General features: G+C 67.7%; 10 protein-coding genes. 6 read left to right on the top strand and 4 right to left on the bottom strand.

The genetic code is table 11. From position 1 onward, the window contains the following. Nucleotides 1-16 precede the first annotated feature (16 nt). Nucleotides 17-1,312: an L-fucose:H+ symporter permease gene (fucP, locus tag ACFPN5_RS22470; RefSeq protein WP_379786061.1), complete on the top strand. Its 1,296-nt coding sequence runs from the start codon at nt 17-19 to the stop codon at nt 1,310-1,312. A 179-nt stretch (nt 1,313-1,491) separates the two neighbouring features. Beyond that, nucleotides 1,492-3,135, top strand: a complete 1,644-nt coding sequence (locus ACFPN5_RS22465) for a M28 family peptidase (RefSeq protein WP_379786060.1) — start codon at nt 1,492-1,494, stop codon at nt 3,133-3,135. 10 nt (nt 3,136-3,145) lie between these two features. Here ACFPN5_RS22465 and ACFPN5_RS22460 read toward each other — a convergent pair whose 3' ends face one another. Beyond that, nucleotides 3,146-5,011, bottom strand: a complete 1,866-nt coding sequence (locus tag ACFPN5_RS22460) for a PAS domain S-box protein (RefSeq protein WP_379786059.1) — start codon at nt 5,009-5,011, stop codon at nt 3,146-3,148. Between the two features lie 160 nt (nt 5,012-5,171). Here ACFPN5_RS22460 and ACFPN5_RS22455 point away from each other — a divergent pair, with 160 nt between their 5' ends. Continuing rightward, nucleotides 5,172-6,221: an aldose epimerase family protein gene (locus ACFPN5_RS22455; protein ID WP_379786058.1), complete on the top strand. Its 1,050-nt coding sequence runs from the start codon at nt 5,172-5,174 to the stop codon at nt 6,219-6,221. A 176-nt stretch (nt 6,222-6,397) separates the two neighbouring features. Further along, on the top strand, nt 6,398-9,109 hold the full coding sequence (locus ACFPN5_RS22450) for a hybrid sensor histidine kinase/response regulator (RefSeq protein WP_379786057.1): 2,712 nt from the start codon (nt 6,398-6,400) through the stop codon (nt 9,107-9,109). A 3-nt stretch (nt 9,110-9,112) separates the two neighbouring features. Here the strand turns inward: ACFPN5_RS22450 and ACFPN5_RS22445 are convergent, their stop codons facing one another. Next, nucleotides 9,113-9,898 (bottom strand): hypothetical protein, encoded by a 786-nt coding sequence (locus ACFPN5_RS22445; protein WP_379786056.1) that lies wholly within the window; start codon nt 9,896-9,898, stop codon nt 9,113-9,115. Nucleotides 9,899-10,192: 294 nt separating this feature from the next. On the opposite strand from ACFPN5_RS22445, the gene ACFPN5_RS22440 reads away from it, so the two are divergent. Beyond that, nucleotides 10,193-11,077: a hypothetical protein gene (locus tag ACFPN5_RS22440; protein ID WP_379786055.1), complete on the top strand. Its 885-nt coding sequence runs from the start codon at nt 10,193-10,195 to the stop codon at nt 11,075-11,077. A gap of 43 nt (nt 11,078-11,120) precedes the next feature. Here the strand turns inward: ACFPN5_RS22440 and ACFPN5_RS22435 are convergent, their stop codons facing one another. Together ACFPN5_RS22435 and ACFPN5_RS22430 are read right to left on the bottom strand one after the other, a co-directional pair. Continuing rightward, nucleotides 11,121-12,143, bottom strand: coding sequence for an asparaginase (locus ACFPN5_RS22435; protein ID WP_379786054.1), 1,023 nt, complete (start codon nt 12,141-12,143; stop codon nt 11,121-11,123). Nucleotides 12,144-12,207: 64 nt separating this feature from the next. Next, nucleotides 12,208-13,071, bottom strand: a complete 864-nt coding sequence (locus ACFPN5_RS22430) for a pirin family protein (protein ID WP_379786053.1) — start codon at nt 13,069-13,071, stop codon at nt 12,208-12,210. A 151-nt stretch (nt 13,072-13,222) separates the two neighbouring features. Here ACFPN5_RS22430 and ACFPN5_RS22425 point away from each other — a divergent pair, with 151 nt between their 5' ends. After that, a complete protein-coding gene (locus tag ACFPN5_RS22425; protein WP_379786052.1) occupies nt 13,223-14,740 on the top strand; it encodes a dipeptidase in 1,518 nt (505 codons plus the stop codon). The last annotated feature ends 96 nt before the right edge of the window (nt 14,741-14,836 follow it).

The raw sequence follows: 14,836 nt of genomic DNA, 5'->3' as shown, positions 1-14,836 counted from the left end.
ATACCAAGGAATTGTCATGGAACACACCGCAAGCCGTACCACGGCCGCCTCTCCCGAAGCGGCGAAATCGAACGCCGGCCCGCTCGTCATCGTCACCATCCTGTTCTTCATGTGGGGTTTGCTGACCTCGCTGAACGATATCCTGATCCCGCACCTGAAATCGATCTACACACTGACCTACGTGCAGGCGATGCTGGTGCAGTTCTGCTTCTTCGGCGCCTATTTTCTGGTGTCCATGCCGGCCGGCGCGCTGATTCGCCGTATCGGTTACCAGAAGGGCGTGGTCACCGGCCTCGTGATCGCGGCCGCCGGCTGCGCGCTGTTCTATCCGGCCTCGCAAGGCGGCTATGCGCTGTTCCTGTTCGCCTTTTTCGTGCTCGCCAGCGGCATCACGATCCTGCAGGTGGCGGCCAACCCATATGTCACCGTGCTCGGGCCGGCCAGTACTGCCTCGAGCCGGCTGACGCTGACCCAGGCCTTCAATGCGCTCGGCACCACGATCGGCCCGGCGCTCGGCGGCGTGCTGATCCTGTCCGCGGCGGCGGTCGGCGCCGACCAGATCGCGGCCATGTCGGCCGCCGAGCAGGCCGCGCACCGAGCCAGCGAAGCGGCCACCGTGCAGGGTCCTTACCTGGCGCTGGCAGCGGCGCTGGCGGTCCTGGCCGTGCTGTTCGCGCTGGCGCGCCTGCCGAAAGTGGTGCATGACGACGGTGTGGCGGCAAGCTCCGGCGCGCAGGGCTCGGCCTGGAGTTATCGCCACCTGGTGCTGGGGGCGGTGGCCATCTTCCTGTACGTGGGCGGCGAGGTCAGCATCGGCAGCTTCCTGGTCAGCTTCCTGGGCGAGCCGCACATCGCGGGCCTTACTCATGCGGCCGCGTCGCAGTATGTCAGCCTGTACTGGGGCGGCGCGCTGGTCGGGCGCTTCATTGGCTTCGCGGTGATGCGCTACGTCAGCCCAGGCAAGACGCTCGCCTTCAACTCGCTCGGCGCCATCGCGCTGGTGCTGGTGGCGACCTTCAGCGACGGGGCCGTGGCGATGTGGGCGATCATCGCGGTCGGCCTGTGCAATTCGATCATGTTCCCGACGATTTTCAGCATGGCGCTGCACGGGTTGGGCCGCTTCACCGGCCAGGGTTCGGGCATCCTGTGCATGGCCATCGTCGGCGGCGCGATCGTGCCTTTCGTGCAGGGTGCGGTGGCCGACGGCGCCGGCCTGCAGCCCTCGTTCCTGGTGCCGGCGGCATGCTATCTGTTCATCCTGTTTTATGGGGTGAAGTATGCGGCCTTGCACCGCCAGGAAACGGCGGTGTGAGGTTAGCCAGTGTTATCGGTTACCGTAGGGTGGACGGGTCTCCCGTCCACGCGTTCAACCTGGGCGCGATCAAACGCGCAGGTATTTCAACCGTGATTTGAACGCGTGGACGGCGAAGCCGTCCACCCTACGACCATCGGGTAATATGGTGCGCAATTGTTAACCCCCTTGGAGCCCCGATGCGCCTTCGCCCCACTTTCGCGGCCGCCGCCTTTGCTGCCACTTCCGCTATGACCCTGTCCTGCGCCGCCCTTGCCCAGGAGGCGCCTGCAGTATCGGAATCGGCGCTGCGCGCCCACTTGTCCTTCCTCGCCGACGACCTGCTCGAGGGCCGCGGTACCGGGCAGCGCGGCGGCGCCCTGACTGTGCGCTACCTGGAAACCCAGGCCGCGGCGATCGGCCTGAAACCCATCCCGGGCGGCGGCTACCGCCAGCCGGTGCGCATCCAGGGCACGAAGCAGCTGCCCGGCAGCCTGGCCAGCTTCAACGCCGGAGGCAAGCGCATCGCTCCCGCCCTCGGCAAGGGCATCGTGTTCGGCACGGCGGGCGGCAAGACGGACCTGACGGTGGATGCGCCGCTGGTGTTCGTCGGTTACGGCGTCTCGGCGCCGGAAGAAAACTGGGACGACTACAAGGGCCAGGACGTGAAGGGCAAGATCCTCGTCATGATGGTCAACGACCCGCAGCCGACCGCCAGTGAGCCAAACCGCTTCTCGGGCAAGGCCTATACCTGGTACGGCCGCTGGCTGTACAAATTCGAGGAAGCCGTGCGCCGTGGCGCGGCCGGGGCGCTGCTGATCCACACGACACCGTCGGCATCGTATGCCTGGGATGTGCCGGCCAACGGCTTTTCGCACGAGCGCTTCCGCCTGGCAGGCGCCGGCAATCCGGTCGAAGGCTGGCTGCACGAGGACACGGCGCGCGAACTGTTTGCGGCAAGCGGCTTCGACCTCGACCGGCTGCGCGCGGAGGCTGAAAAACGCGAGTTCCGCCCGGTCGACCTGAAGACGAGCGCGCAGATCGTCATGAAGTCGGCCGTGCGCCAGGTCGACGACGTCAACGTGGTCGGCATCGTGCCCGGTACCGACCCCAAACTGAAAGCGCAGGCGGTCGTGTATTCGGCGCACTGGGACCACTTCGGCGCGAACCCGAACCTGGTCGGCGCGGACGGGCGCGACCACATCTACAACGGCGCCGTCGACAACGCCACCGGCACCGCCGCGCTCCTGGCGATGGCCGCCGAAGCGGTGAAAAAGCCGGCGCGCCGCACCCAGGTCTTCCTGTGGCCGGCTGCCGAAGAGCAGGGCTTGCTGGGCAGCGCCGCGTATGTGGCCAACCCGGTGGTGCCGCTGGCGCAGACGGCCGCCGACCTGAACCTCGACAGCCTGAATTTTGTCGGACGCACGCGCGACATCGGCGTGCCCGGCGCCGAGCGCAGTAGCCTGTACGACACCGCCGCTGTGGTGGCGAAGAAGATGGGCCTGAAACTCGCCCCGACCATTCCCGACCTGTCGGGCGCCTACTTCCGCGCCGACCACTTCAACTTCGCCAAGGCCGGCGTGCCCGCCTTTAACGTCGGCTCGGCCGTGTTTTCGGGCGACGGCCACTTCGAGTTCGAGCACGCCCACCCGCAGGGCAGCGCGAAGATGGTCGGCTACAAGAAGGACTACCACCAGGTCACCGACGAATACCGCCCCGAATGGGACCTGTCGGGCATGGTGCAGCAGGCCCAGTTCACGCTGAACCTGGGCTATGCGGTGGCGAACGCCCCAGGCATGCCGACGTGGAAGAAGGGCGACGCCTTCGCGCGCGTGAAGCGCTAAACGTTCATCGTTAACCGCGGCGCGGAAACACCTGTCCCTTGCCGGCGCGCTTGGCATCGTACATGTGGCCGTCGGCTTCGCGCAGCAGGTCGTCGACGCTGGCCCGGCTGCCTGGTGCGAACAGGGCGATGCCGACGCTGGCGCCGACCTGCGCCACGCCGCCATTGACCCTGAACTGCCGCCCCAGCTCCTCGATCGCCTTGGCCGCGACGGTGTAGGCATCGCCCTCGCAATCGGCCAGGCCCTCGACCAGCACCGTGAATTCGTCGCCGGCGAGGCGGAACACGCTGTCGGTCTTGCGCACCACGGCGCGCAGGCGGTCGGCCACTTCGCACAGCAGGCGGTCCCCGGCCTCATGGCCGAAGGTGTCGTTCACCAGCTTGAAGCCGTCGAGGTCGATGAACAGCAGGGCCATGCTGCGCTGGGTGCGCGCGGCGCGCGCCTGGGCGATCGGCAGCGTCTCGAGCAGGGCGCGCCGGTTCAGCAAACCGGTGAGCATGTCGTGCCGGCTTTCGTATTCGCGCCGGGCTTCGGCCTCCTTGCGCTCGGAGATGTCGTGCAGGAAGGCGCTGAACACCTTCTGCCCGCGCATTTCGAGCGCATTGATGCGCACTTCCACCATCAGGGCCCTGCCGTCCTTGCGCACGGCCGGCAGTTCGAGGCGCTTGCCGAGCACCGTCGACTGCCCGCCGCCCACGTTGCGCGTCAGGCCTGCGCGGTGCTGGCCGGCGTACTCGGGCGGAATGATCAACTCGTCGACCGAACGGCCGATCGCCTCGCTCGCCTCATAGCCGAAGGTCTGCTCGGCGGCGCGGTTCCAGACCGTGACCAGGCCTTCGTGGTCGAGGCCGATGTAGGCGTCGTTGGCGTTCTCGATCACGCTGCGCAGCTCGGCCTCGCGTTCGCGCAGCTCGCCGGTGCGCTCGGCCACGCGTTCCTCGAGCTCGGCGTACACCGAGGTGAGGTCGGCCTGGATCTCCTTCTGGGCCTGGATGTCCTTCACGACCGAGATGTAGTATTCGAGCTCGCCGGCCTCGTTGAGCTTCTTGCTGACGTTCAGGTTGACCCAGACCGGCCGCCCATCCTTGCGGATGTAGCGCTTTTCCATTTGATACTGGTCGAGCTCGCCGAGGCGCAGGCGTCCCAGCAGCTCGACGTCGCTGTGCAGGTCGTCCGGGTGGGTGATGTCATGGAAGCTCAGGCGCTGCAGTTCGTCCTGCGAATAGCCGAGGATCGCGCACAGCGCGCCGTTCACGCTGATCCAGCCTCCGGTGGGCGAGACCAGTGCAATGCCGATGCTGGCCAGGTCGAAAATGGAGCGGAAGCGCGCCTCGCTGGCGTGGAGCACCGCGGCCGAACGCAGCTTCTGGCGCCCGGCCACCGCCAGGCGTTCGCGGTGTTGCACTTCTTGCTGCACGATGTCGGCCAGGTCGATCAGGATGCACAGCTCGTCGGCGGTCAGGGTGCGCACCTCGGTGCCGAACGCGCACAGGGTGCCGATCGCCAGGCCGCCGCTGGTGCGGATCGGCACGCCGGCATAGAAACGGATGCCGGGTTCACCTGTCACCATCGGATTGTCGGCAAAGCGCGCATCGCCGGTGGCGTCGCTCACCACCAGCGGCTGGTCCTGCAGGATGGCGTGGCCGCAAAAGGCGTATTCGCGCGGCCCTTCCTGGTCCTCCACGCCGACACGCGACTTGAAGTACTGGCGCTTGCTGCCGACCACCGAGAACACGGCGGTCTGCACCTTCAGCAAGCGGCTGACCAGGCGCGTGACGCGGTCGAATACCTCTTCGGCTTCGCTGCCCTCCAGGTCCAGCGATTCGAGCAGTTGCAGGCGTTCGGTTTCATCGGGAGGCGTGCGGGGGGCTGGCATGAGGTTTCGATCCGGCGTATGCGTGATGAATATCGCCTCCACTGTAGCAGATCGGGCCGGGCGGATGGCCCTGCCGGCGTGCGGCTGCGGGGCAGGGGCGCGCCGGCGTCCACGCCCGCATGCTAGGATCGGGGCATCGATCAATGGAGGAAACGACAACGTGCAACCCGGTATCTTGCAAGCCCCGTTTGGCACGCTTCCCGACGGCCGCAGCGTCAGCGTGTTCACGCTCGTCAACAAGGCCGGCATGAGCGTCAGGATCCTGGACTTCGGCGGCATCATCACCGAAATCCATGTCCCCGACCGCGACGGCAACTTCGCCGACGTGGCGCTCGGCTTCGACACGCTCGAGCCGTATTGCACCGACAGCCCGTATTTCGGCGCCCTGATCGGCCGGTACGGCAACCGCATCGCGCGCGGGCGCTTCACGCTCGACGGGCAGGCCTACGAACTGCCGGTCAACAACGGCAAGAACCACCTGCACGGCGGCACGCAGGGCTTCGACCGCGTGCTGTGGGACGCGCGCATTGACGGCGCCGAACTGGTGCTCGGCTACCGCAGCGCGGACGGCGAGCAGGGCTATCCCGGCACGCTCGACGCCACCGTGCGCTACAGCCTGGGCGAGGACAACGAGATCGTGGTGCGCTTCTCCGCCGTGACCGACCGCGCCACGCCCGTCAACCTGACCCAGCACAGCTATTTCAACCTGGCGGGCGGTGGTGACATCCTCGGCCACGAGCTGATGCTCGACGCCGACGCCTTTGTCGCCATCGACGCCGACCTGATCCCGACCGGCAACCTGGCGAACGTAGCCGGCACGCCCTTCGATTTCCGCAGCCCGCGCCCGATCGGCCAGGCGATCAATGCAGCGGACGAACAACTCGGATATGGCGGCGGCTACGACCATTGCTTTGTGCTGAACAAGCCGCAGGAAAAAGCGATGACCCGGGCCGCGCGCGTGCGCGAGCCGGTATCGGGCCGGGTGCTCGAGCTGTTCACGCAGGAGCCGGGCGTGCAGTTCTATAGCGGGAACTTCCTCGACGGCTCGCTGCAGGGCAAGGGCCACACCTACGCTTACCGCAGCGGCTTTTGCCTCGAGCCCCAGCATTTCCCCGATTCGCCGAACCAGCCGGGCTTTCCGAACACGATCCTGCGCCCCGGCGACACCTACGAAACCGAGTCGCGCTTCCGGTTCTCTGTAGAGCCTTAAAAGCCTGCAAGCAGGCCCCTTTCATGCGACATGCATGGACTTGCGGCGGACGTTTTATTCCGCCCGCATGACTTGATCGCGTGGTCGCAGAAGGCCCTGCACGAGCGGCAAATCGGCGCTATTATCAGCCTGATATCCACCCTCGTTTTCCGCGATCATCCCGCATGAATGAACCGATGCGCGCCTCATCCCTAGCCGCCGGCGGCGAGTGCCGCCGTTCGGGTGCGCGCGCGGCGACGGTGCTGCCCGAGGGTGCCCCGGCGGGCCTGCGCGTCGTCGTCGACCTGATGTTCGGCGCGCGCCTGCCGATGTTCGTGGCCTGGGGCCCCGAGCTGCGCCTGGTCTACAACGAAGCCTGCACCGCCTTGCTCGGCGACTGCCATGCAGCCGCGTTCGGCCAGCCGCTGGCGCAGCTCGGTATCGATGCCTGGTCCGAACTGGCGCCGTTCGTCGCCGCGGCATTCCAGGGCGAGGCCACGCTGGCCGAAGACCTGCGCTTCAATGTCCAGCAGCAGGGGCATGAAACCCGGCACTACGTCACCCTGTCGGCCTCCCCGGTGCGCGACGACGGCGCGGTCATCGGCGTGTGCGGCGTCCTCACCGACACCACTGCGCGCGTGCTGGCCGAACAGCAGCACCGCTTCCACCTGAAGCTGGCCGCCACCTTGCGCGGACTGCTCGACGCCTTCGGCATCATGGAGGCGGCCAGCGCCCTGCTGGGCAAGCACCTGGCGGTGGCCCGCGTCGGTTATGGCGAGATCGACCCCGCCGGCCAGCGCGTCACTGTCGAACGCGACTGGACCGACGGCACGGTCGCCAGCCTGGCCGGCGAGACCCGGCCGCTCGACAGTTTCGGCCCGGCGCTCATCGACCGCCTGCGCGCGGGCCAGGTGCTGCGCCTGGACGACATCGCCGCCGACCCGCTGGCCGCGCCGTATGCGGACGGCTATGCCAGCATCGGCGCGCGCTCGATGGTCGTGGTGCCGATCATCGAGGCGGGGCGGCTGGCGGCGGTCTTCTACCTGCACGAACCGCAGCCGCGCGACTGGACCGCGCGCGAAGTGGCGCTGGCCGAGGACGTGGCGCGCCACACGCGCGAAGCCGTGCGCCGCGCGCGCGTCGAGGAAACCCTGCGCGACGAATCGCGCATTCTCGAGGTGCTGCACCGCACCGGCCAGGCGCTGGCCTCGACGCTCGACCTCGAGACCCTGCTGCAGGCCATCACCGACGCCGCCACGCAGCTGAGCGGCGCCCAGTTCGGAGCCTTTTTCTACAACGGCCAGGGGCAGGATGGCGGGCGCAGCGAACACCTCCGGCCCTACACCCTGTCCGGCGCGCCGCTCGAGGCCTTCGCCCACTTCGGCAGCCCCGGGCCGACTGCCGTCTTCAACCCGACCTTCCAGCATCAGGTCGCCGTGCGCAGCGACGACATCACGCTCGACCCGCGCTATGGCCGCTCAGCACCGCACTACGGCATGCCGCGCGGCCACCTGCCGGTGCGCAGCTATCTGGCCGTGCCGGTGGTCTCGCGCTCGGGCGCGGCGCTGGGCGGCCTGTTCTTCGGCCATCCGGAAGCGGGCGTGTTCACCGAGCGCACCGAGCGCATCGTGGCCGGCGTGGCGGCCCAGGCGGCGGTGGCGATCGATAACGCCCACCTGTACGAGATCGCCCAGAACTCGGCGCGCGAGCGCGACGCCCTGCTGCAGAGCGAGCGCGCGGCGCGCGTCGAGGCCGAGCGCCTGTCGCGCATGAAGGACGAATTCCTGGCAATGCTGGCGCACGAGCTGCGCAACCCGCTGGCGCCGATCAGCAGTTCGGCCGCCCTGCTGAGCATCCAGTTCCGCGAGGAGCCGCGCGTCCGCCAGGCCAGCGCCATCATCAGCCGCCAGGTCAGGCACATGAGCCGCCTGATCGACGACCTGCTCGACGTGTCGCGCGTGACGCGCGGACTGGTCACGCTGCAGGTGAGCGAGGTCGACATGAACGAGGTCGTGCGCAGCGCCCTCGACCAGAACCGTCCCCTGATCGAGGAAAAGTCGCACCGTGTCGAGCTGGAGCTGCCGCCTCAAGCGCTGATGGTGCAGGGCGACGCGACGCGCCTGATCCAGGCGGTCGCCAACATCCTCAACAATGCGGCGAAATACACGCCGCCGGCCGGGACGATCAAGGTGCGGCTCGAGATGGTCGAAGGGGTGCGCGACGGCGTACAGGAGAAATGCGCGCGCCTGCAGGTGCGCGACAACGGCTCGGGCATGCCGCCGGAGCTGCTACCGAGCGTGTTCGAGCTCTTCACGCAAGGCGCGCGCACGCTGGCGCGCTCGCAGGGGGGGCTGGGGCTGGGGCTGGCGCTGGTCAGGAAGCTGGTCGAGCTGCACGGCGGCACGGTTGCCGCGCACAGCGACGGCGTCGGGCTGGGCAGCCTGTTCACGATCGCGCTGCCGTGCGGCGGGGAAGCGGGCGGGGCCTGCGGCCATCCGGCGCTGCCGCATGGCGTCGAGGCAGCGGCGTATCGCCCGCTGCGCGTCATCATCGTCGACGACAACGAGGATGCCGCCGACAGCCTGGCCATGCTCCTGCGGGCGCAGGGCCACACGGTGCTGGTCGAGTACGACGCGAGCGCGGCGCTGCGGCGCGCCACCGCCGAGCGGCCGGACGCGATGGTGGTCGATATCGGTTTGCCGGACATGGACGGCTACCAGCTGGCGGCGCTCCTGCGCAGGCAGCCCGAGACGCGCGGCGCGGTACTGATCGCGGCGACCGGCTACGGCCTGGCGCGCGACCGCGAACGGGCACTCGCTGCCGGCTTCGCGCACCACCTGGTCAAGCCGGTCGACATGGCGGCGCTGGTGCGGATACTGCAAGCGGTGGCCAGCAGCCCAGCGGGATGAGTCTCAGCTTTCGCTGAGCGCGTCCATTTGCGCAAGCAGCGTGGCGCGCGCCGCGTCGATCTGGCGGGCGTTGGTGCGCGAGGACAGTGCCGCGCGTTCCTTGCGGCCCAGGAAATAGGCAACGCGCTCGGCATTTGCGCCGGACGGGTGCGGCAGGCCGTGCAGGATGCGGTCGCGCCGGATCACGCCTTCGCGCGCCAGCCAGTCGAGGCCCTCGGCGACGCTGCCGCCCATCGGGATATACAGCGCGTCCGGCAATTGCGCCGCCTCGTGTGCGAAATAGCGCAGCACCGCCTCGCGCAGGAAAGGCAGCCTGGCCATGCCGGGAGTGCCGCTGTAGTTCCTGCCGTCGACGAACACCGGGTGGCGCAGGATCGCGCTGATCTGCACCAGGTGCGCGTCCTCGCCGAACAGCGTGGCGCAGCTGGCGATGCCGAGCCAGCGCTGCATGCCGATGGCGTCGAGCAGGGCGACGAAGTTCGGGCGAATGGCGCCGCTGAAGGCCCCGGTGAGGCGCGCGGCGCGCAGCACGTCGGCTTGCGGCGCCCCGTTGGCGAGCTGGCGCTGGCTCTCGGCCATCGCAATCTTCCACTGCACGAAGCCGGGTGCGATCCCGACGATAACGATGCGCGCCTCCGGATTGACGTGTTCGAAGGGGATGTAATGCATGCTGATGCGGCCCTCGCGCGCCAGCAGGAAGCGCTCGGGAATGGCGGCCGGGCCGCTGATCGACGCCAGGTCGAGTTCGCGGATGGCCTGCACGTAGTCGGGAAACAGCAGGGGCGTCATGGTGCCGGTTCCATGTGAGGGCGCACTGGTGCGAGCGAGCGTGTAAACATAATGAACCGGCAAGAAAGTTAAATTCAGGAAAATTATAGTTCCTATAACAAATATCGTAAAGCGTTACATTTCGATATCGCGGCGTGACAGTTGCAGTTCGCCAAGGCGGCGCGCCAAGGCGGGGCGCCAAGGCGGAGCGCCTTTCCCAACCGTGTCGTGCTAGGCTTGAGGTAGGAATCCGCTTCATCGATGAGGCCGGTTCTTACGCGTTTCTTGCACGCGTTTCCACTTCAGGAGGCTGCCATGTCCCAGGTCGCATTGATCACGATTCATGGAATGGGCGAGACGCCGCGCGACTATGCGGCAGGCGTATTCGGGCAAATGCGCACGCGGCTCGGCCCCGGGCTGCGCGAACGGGTCGCCTTCCACTCCGTGTATTACCAGAGCATCCTGCAAAAGAACGAGCAGATCGTCTGGGAGCGCGTGAATGCCGGCAGCGAGGTGCATTACGCCGGGTTGCGCAAGTTCATGCTGTTCGGCTTCGCCGACGCGGCCGGGCTCGAGAACCGCAAGGAAGACCCCGGTTCCGTGTACGAACTGGCGCAGGGCGAGATCGCGCGCAGCCTGCTCGCGGCTTTCGCATCCAACCCTGCCTCCAGCCCCGCCTCCAACCCCGGCATGCCGGTCGTGTTCCTGGCGCATTCGCTCGGCTGCCAGGTCCTGTCGAGCTATATCTACGATGCGCAAAAGGCACTGGGCGGCGGCCGGGTCGAAGCCGGTATCTGGCGCGACATCGACGCCTGGTCGCGCCCGGCGCTGGGGCGCCTCCTGAACGAGCGCGAAAAGCATTTCCTGGCCGGCGGCACCTGCGCCGCCCTCGTCACGACCGGCTGCAACATCCCGATCTTCGTCGCCGCGCACAAGGAAATGCACATCAAGCCGATCGCGCCGCCGACGCCGCTGTTTCGCTGGCTGAACCTGTACGACCCGGACGACGTGCTGGGCTGGCCGCTGCAGCCACTCTCCGCCGGCTACCGCGCGCTGGTCGAAGACCGCACGATCAATGCCGGGCAGGGCGCGGTGGGGTGGATGTTCAAGAGCTGGAATCCGCTGTCGCACAATTCGTACTGGCAGGATGGCGAGGTGCTCGAGCCGCTGGCGGCGATGCTCAGAAGGCTGGTTTCGTAGGGTGGGCACAGGGCGCCCACCCTACAAGGTCACTACGGCTTCGTCACGCCCGCTGCAAGCTAAACATCGGCCGCATGTCGCCCGCGACGGTGCCGCGCGCATTGCGGATCTCCGGGCGGCGGAAGCGCTCGAGTGCCGTGCGTTTCGCGTCGTCGAGCAGGCCAAGCTGGTCGAGCACGTTGTAGGTGATCGTGTGCAGGCCGCGGTTGTTGCCGTCGGCGATCTTGATGGCGATGCCGATGCCGGCCGAGCGGATGCCGATCGCCTGCACCGCGTCGGCGCCGATCTTGGCGACCCAGTCGCCACCGCCGGCCGTCATCAGGACCAGGTCGCTGCGCTCGGTGCCGGACACCATGTCGGGGCGCCCGGTCATGGCGTCGAACAGGGGACCGAAGGCGCTTCCGAAGCGTTCGTCCGCTGCTCCTTTCCCGAGGCGCGCGAACAGTTGCGCCAGGCTGGCAAGGGGCAGCGCATAGTTCGGCGCCGAGCAGCCGTCGATGCCCGTCGGCAGGCTCGCCTCGGGCAGGCCGACGGCGTCGGCCAGGGTGGCGCGGATCGCGCGCTGCAGCGGGTGGCCGGGATCGACATAGCCGGTGGTCGCCGCATCGTGCATGCGGCACCAGGCCAGGAAGCCGCTGTGCTTGCCCGAGCAGTTGTGGTGCAGCGGCGTCCACTGGCGGTCCTGCGGCAGCGGCAGGTTGTTCGTCTCGTAGTACAGCGGGGCGCCGCAGCCGCATTCGAGGTGGCCCGCGTCCAGCCCGATCTTGCCGAGGATCGAACGCACGCCCGCCAGGTGCTTTTCCTCGCCCGAATGGCTGGCGCACAGCAGGGCCAGCTCGTCCTGCGCCAGCCCGAACTTCGCCGGCCCGCCCGACAACAGGAAAGGCAGGGCCTGGAAGGGTTTCAGCGCCGAGCGGGTGAAGGTCGGGTACTGCGGGTCGCCGGCCCAGGCCAGCAGCTGCCCCGCGCTGTCGACGACGGCGATCGAACCGGCGTGGACGTTCTCGGTCACGTAGCCGGAAGAGGGATAGCCACGGGTGGTGGCGACGAGGGGGACGGCGTGCATGCGGGTCTCATGGAAAGTGATCTGTCGGGCTACTGTAAACCAGGCAGGCGGATCGGGGCGCGGCCTACATGGGCGCGCCGAAGCGGCCTGCCTGGTAGTCGCGGATCGCCTGTTCGATCTCGGCCCGGGAGTTCATCACGAAGGGGCCGTGCGACACCACCGGCGCGCCGATCGGTTCGGCATGCCCGAGCAAGACCACGGCCCCTTCCGGCGCCATCACTTCCAGCTCGTCGCCCTCCATCGCCATCTCGGCAAGGTGGAAGGCGGCCACGCGGTCTTGCCCGACACCGGCCAGCACCGCCCCGCGCACGACGTACAGGAACACGTTGCGCCGCGCCAGGATGGGCATGCGCAGGCGACCGCCGGCACGGAACTCGAGCGTGCTCATGAACACGTCCGTCAGCGACTTCACCGGGCCCGCCGTGCCTTCGAATTCGCCGGCCACCAGGTGCATGGTCACCCGGCCGCCGTCGAGCTCCAGTGCCGGGATCTGGTCGCGTTGCAGGCCGGTGTAGGCCGGCTGCGTCATCTTCAGGTGCGGCGGCAGGTTGACCCACAGCTGCAGGATCTCGAGCGGCCCGCCGCGCTCGAGGAATTCGGGCGGCGAGATCTCGGCGTGGACCAGGCCGCTGCCGGCAGTCATCCACTGCACGCCGCCGGCGCGGATGATGCTCTCGTGGCCGGCGCTGTCCTTGTGCGTCAGCATGCCCTCGAGGATGAAGGTGACGGTCTCGAAGCCGCGGTGCGGGTGCGGTCCGAACGGCAGGCCGCGGTTGTGCGGCGGGTAGGTTTGCGGGCCGTGGTGGTTCAGGAACAGGAAGGGGTCGATCTGGTCCAGGTGCTTGCTCGGTACCGGGCGCTGGGTGATCAGGTCGCCGATATCGTCCCGCAAGGCCGGGTGTATCCGGCGCACGCTCTTGCTGCTCATGATGGTCCTTGTATGCGCTGTCTTCGCGCTGTCGTCGATCACGCAACGATAACGGATTGTGCCCCGCCTTGGCGCCACGCCTGGCGCGCCCCTTCCAGCGAAAACCCTGTGCTAGACTCGTTGCGCCTATGCAATGGAGACCCCGCGGAACATGAAAAGAACCATCCTCGCCAGCCTGCTGCTGGTATTCGCAGCGTATGCCGCCGCTGATGCGCCGGCCGCCGCCGTCCCCAGCCCGGCGGCTGTGAAAGCGGCCAAGTACGCCGTCACCACCTACCGCACGAAAGTGGTCGACACGCTGGCCAAGCTCGTCAGCTTCAACACGGTGGCAAGGCCCGGCCTGCCGTCCGACCAGGACCCGCAGCACATCGCTTTCAAGAATGCCTTGAAAGCCGAGGCAGGAAAGCTCGGTTTCGATTTCGCCGACCATGGCTGGGTGGTGATCATCGGGATGGGGCAAGGGACTGACCGGGTAGGCATCGTCACCCATGGCGATGTGCAGCCGGTGGACCCGGCCAAGTGGAAGAAATCGCCCTTCGTGCTCGACCAGACGAGCGAGCCGGGCAAGCTGATGGCGCGCGGCGCCGAGGACGACAAGGGCCCGATCGCCACCGCGCTGTATGCGATGAAGGCGCTGAAGGACCAGCAGCTGCCGCTCTCGAAGCGCATCGAGCTGTACGTGTACATGGGCGAGGAATCGAACTGGCAGCCGTTGGTGGACTTCCTCAAGACCCACGAGCCGCCGCAGATGAACATCACGCTCGACGCCGAGTATCCGGCCGTGGTGGCCGAAAAGGCCTCGGGTACGATCGCGGTGACGCTGCCGAACGCCGGCGCCGAGACTGCTCCAGCGGGCGAGCCCCACATCGCCGCCTTTGCCGGCGGCTTCTTCGGCAGCCAGATTCCGGAAGACGCCAGCGCCACGGTCGCTAACGCCACCCCGGCCATCGAGGCGCAGATCCGCGCGCGCGGCGACAAGCAGGACGGCATGCGCTACGAATTCGAGTGGAAAGGGGCCGACCTGCTGGTCCGCGCGCGCGGCCTGTCGGCGCATTCGTCCAAGCCCGAAGAGGGCGTCAACGCGGTGGCCATGCTGGCCGATGCGCTGGCCGTGCGCCCCTGGGCGAACACGACGGCGGGCGGCGTCGTCAATTATTTGAACCAGCTGGTCGGCACCGGGCTGTATGGCGAGAAGTTCGGCAACGTCGCCTACCGCGACAGTTTCATGGGGCCGATGACGGTGGCGCCGACGGTGATCCGCCAGAAGCCCGAGGGCATCGAAGTGTCGCTCAACCTGCGCCGCCCGCAAGGCAAGAGCGTCGAGCAGATCACCAACGAGATCAACGCGGCGCTGGCCCAGTGGCAGGGCCGCAATCTGCCGCTGGCAAACATCACGGTGAAGACCGGCGAGCCCTGGGTCCGCAAGGACGCGCCGCAACTTCCCGTGCTAATGAATGTATTTTCCTACTTTACCGGCGTGAAGGACCCGAAGCCGATCGCCATCGGCGGCGGCACCAACTCGCGCCTGTTCCCGAACGCGGTCAGCTTCGGCCCGGCTATGCCCGGCAAGGTGTACACCGGCCACTCCGAGCGCGAATTCATCACGCTCAAGCAGCTGCTGCTGAACCTCCAGATGTACACGGCGGTGCTGGCGGAACTGGCAAAGTAGGGCGGAGCAGGGGTGAAATCCCGTTGATGGGTTTGTCGGTGGATCACTCGCGGAAATGTGTAAATACTTCGATTAGTATTGTAGGATAAGTCTTAC

This window comes from Massilia niabensis (genome assembly GCF_042655085.1).
GTDB classification, from domain to species: domain Bacteria; phylum Pseudomonadota; class Gammaproteobacteria; order Burkholderiales; family Burkholderiaceae_D; genus Telluria; species Telluria niabensis.
Note: the sequence above shows the minus strand (reverse complement) of the source record. Positions and strands in the feature narration are given on the sequence as shown.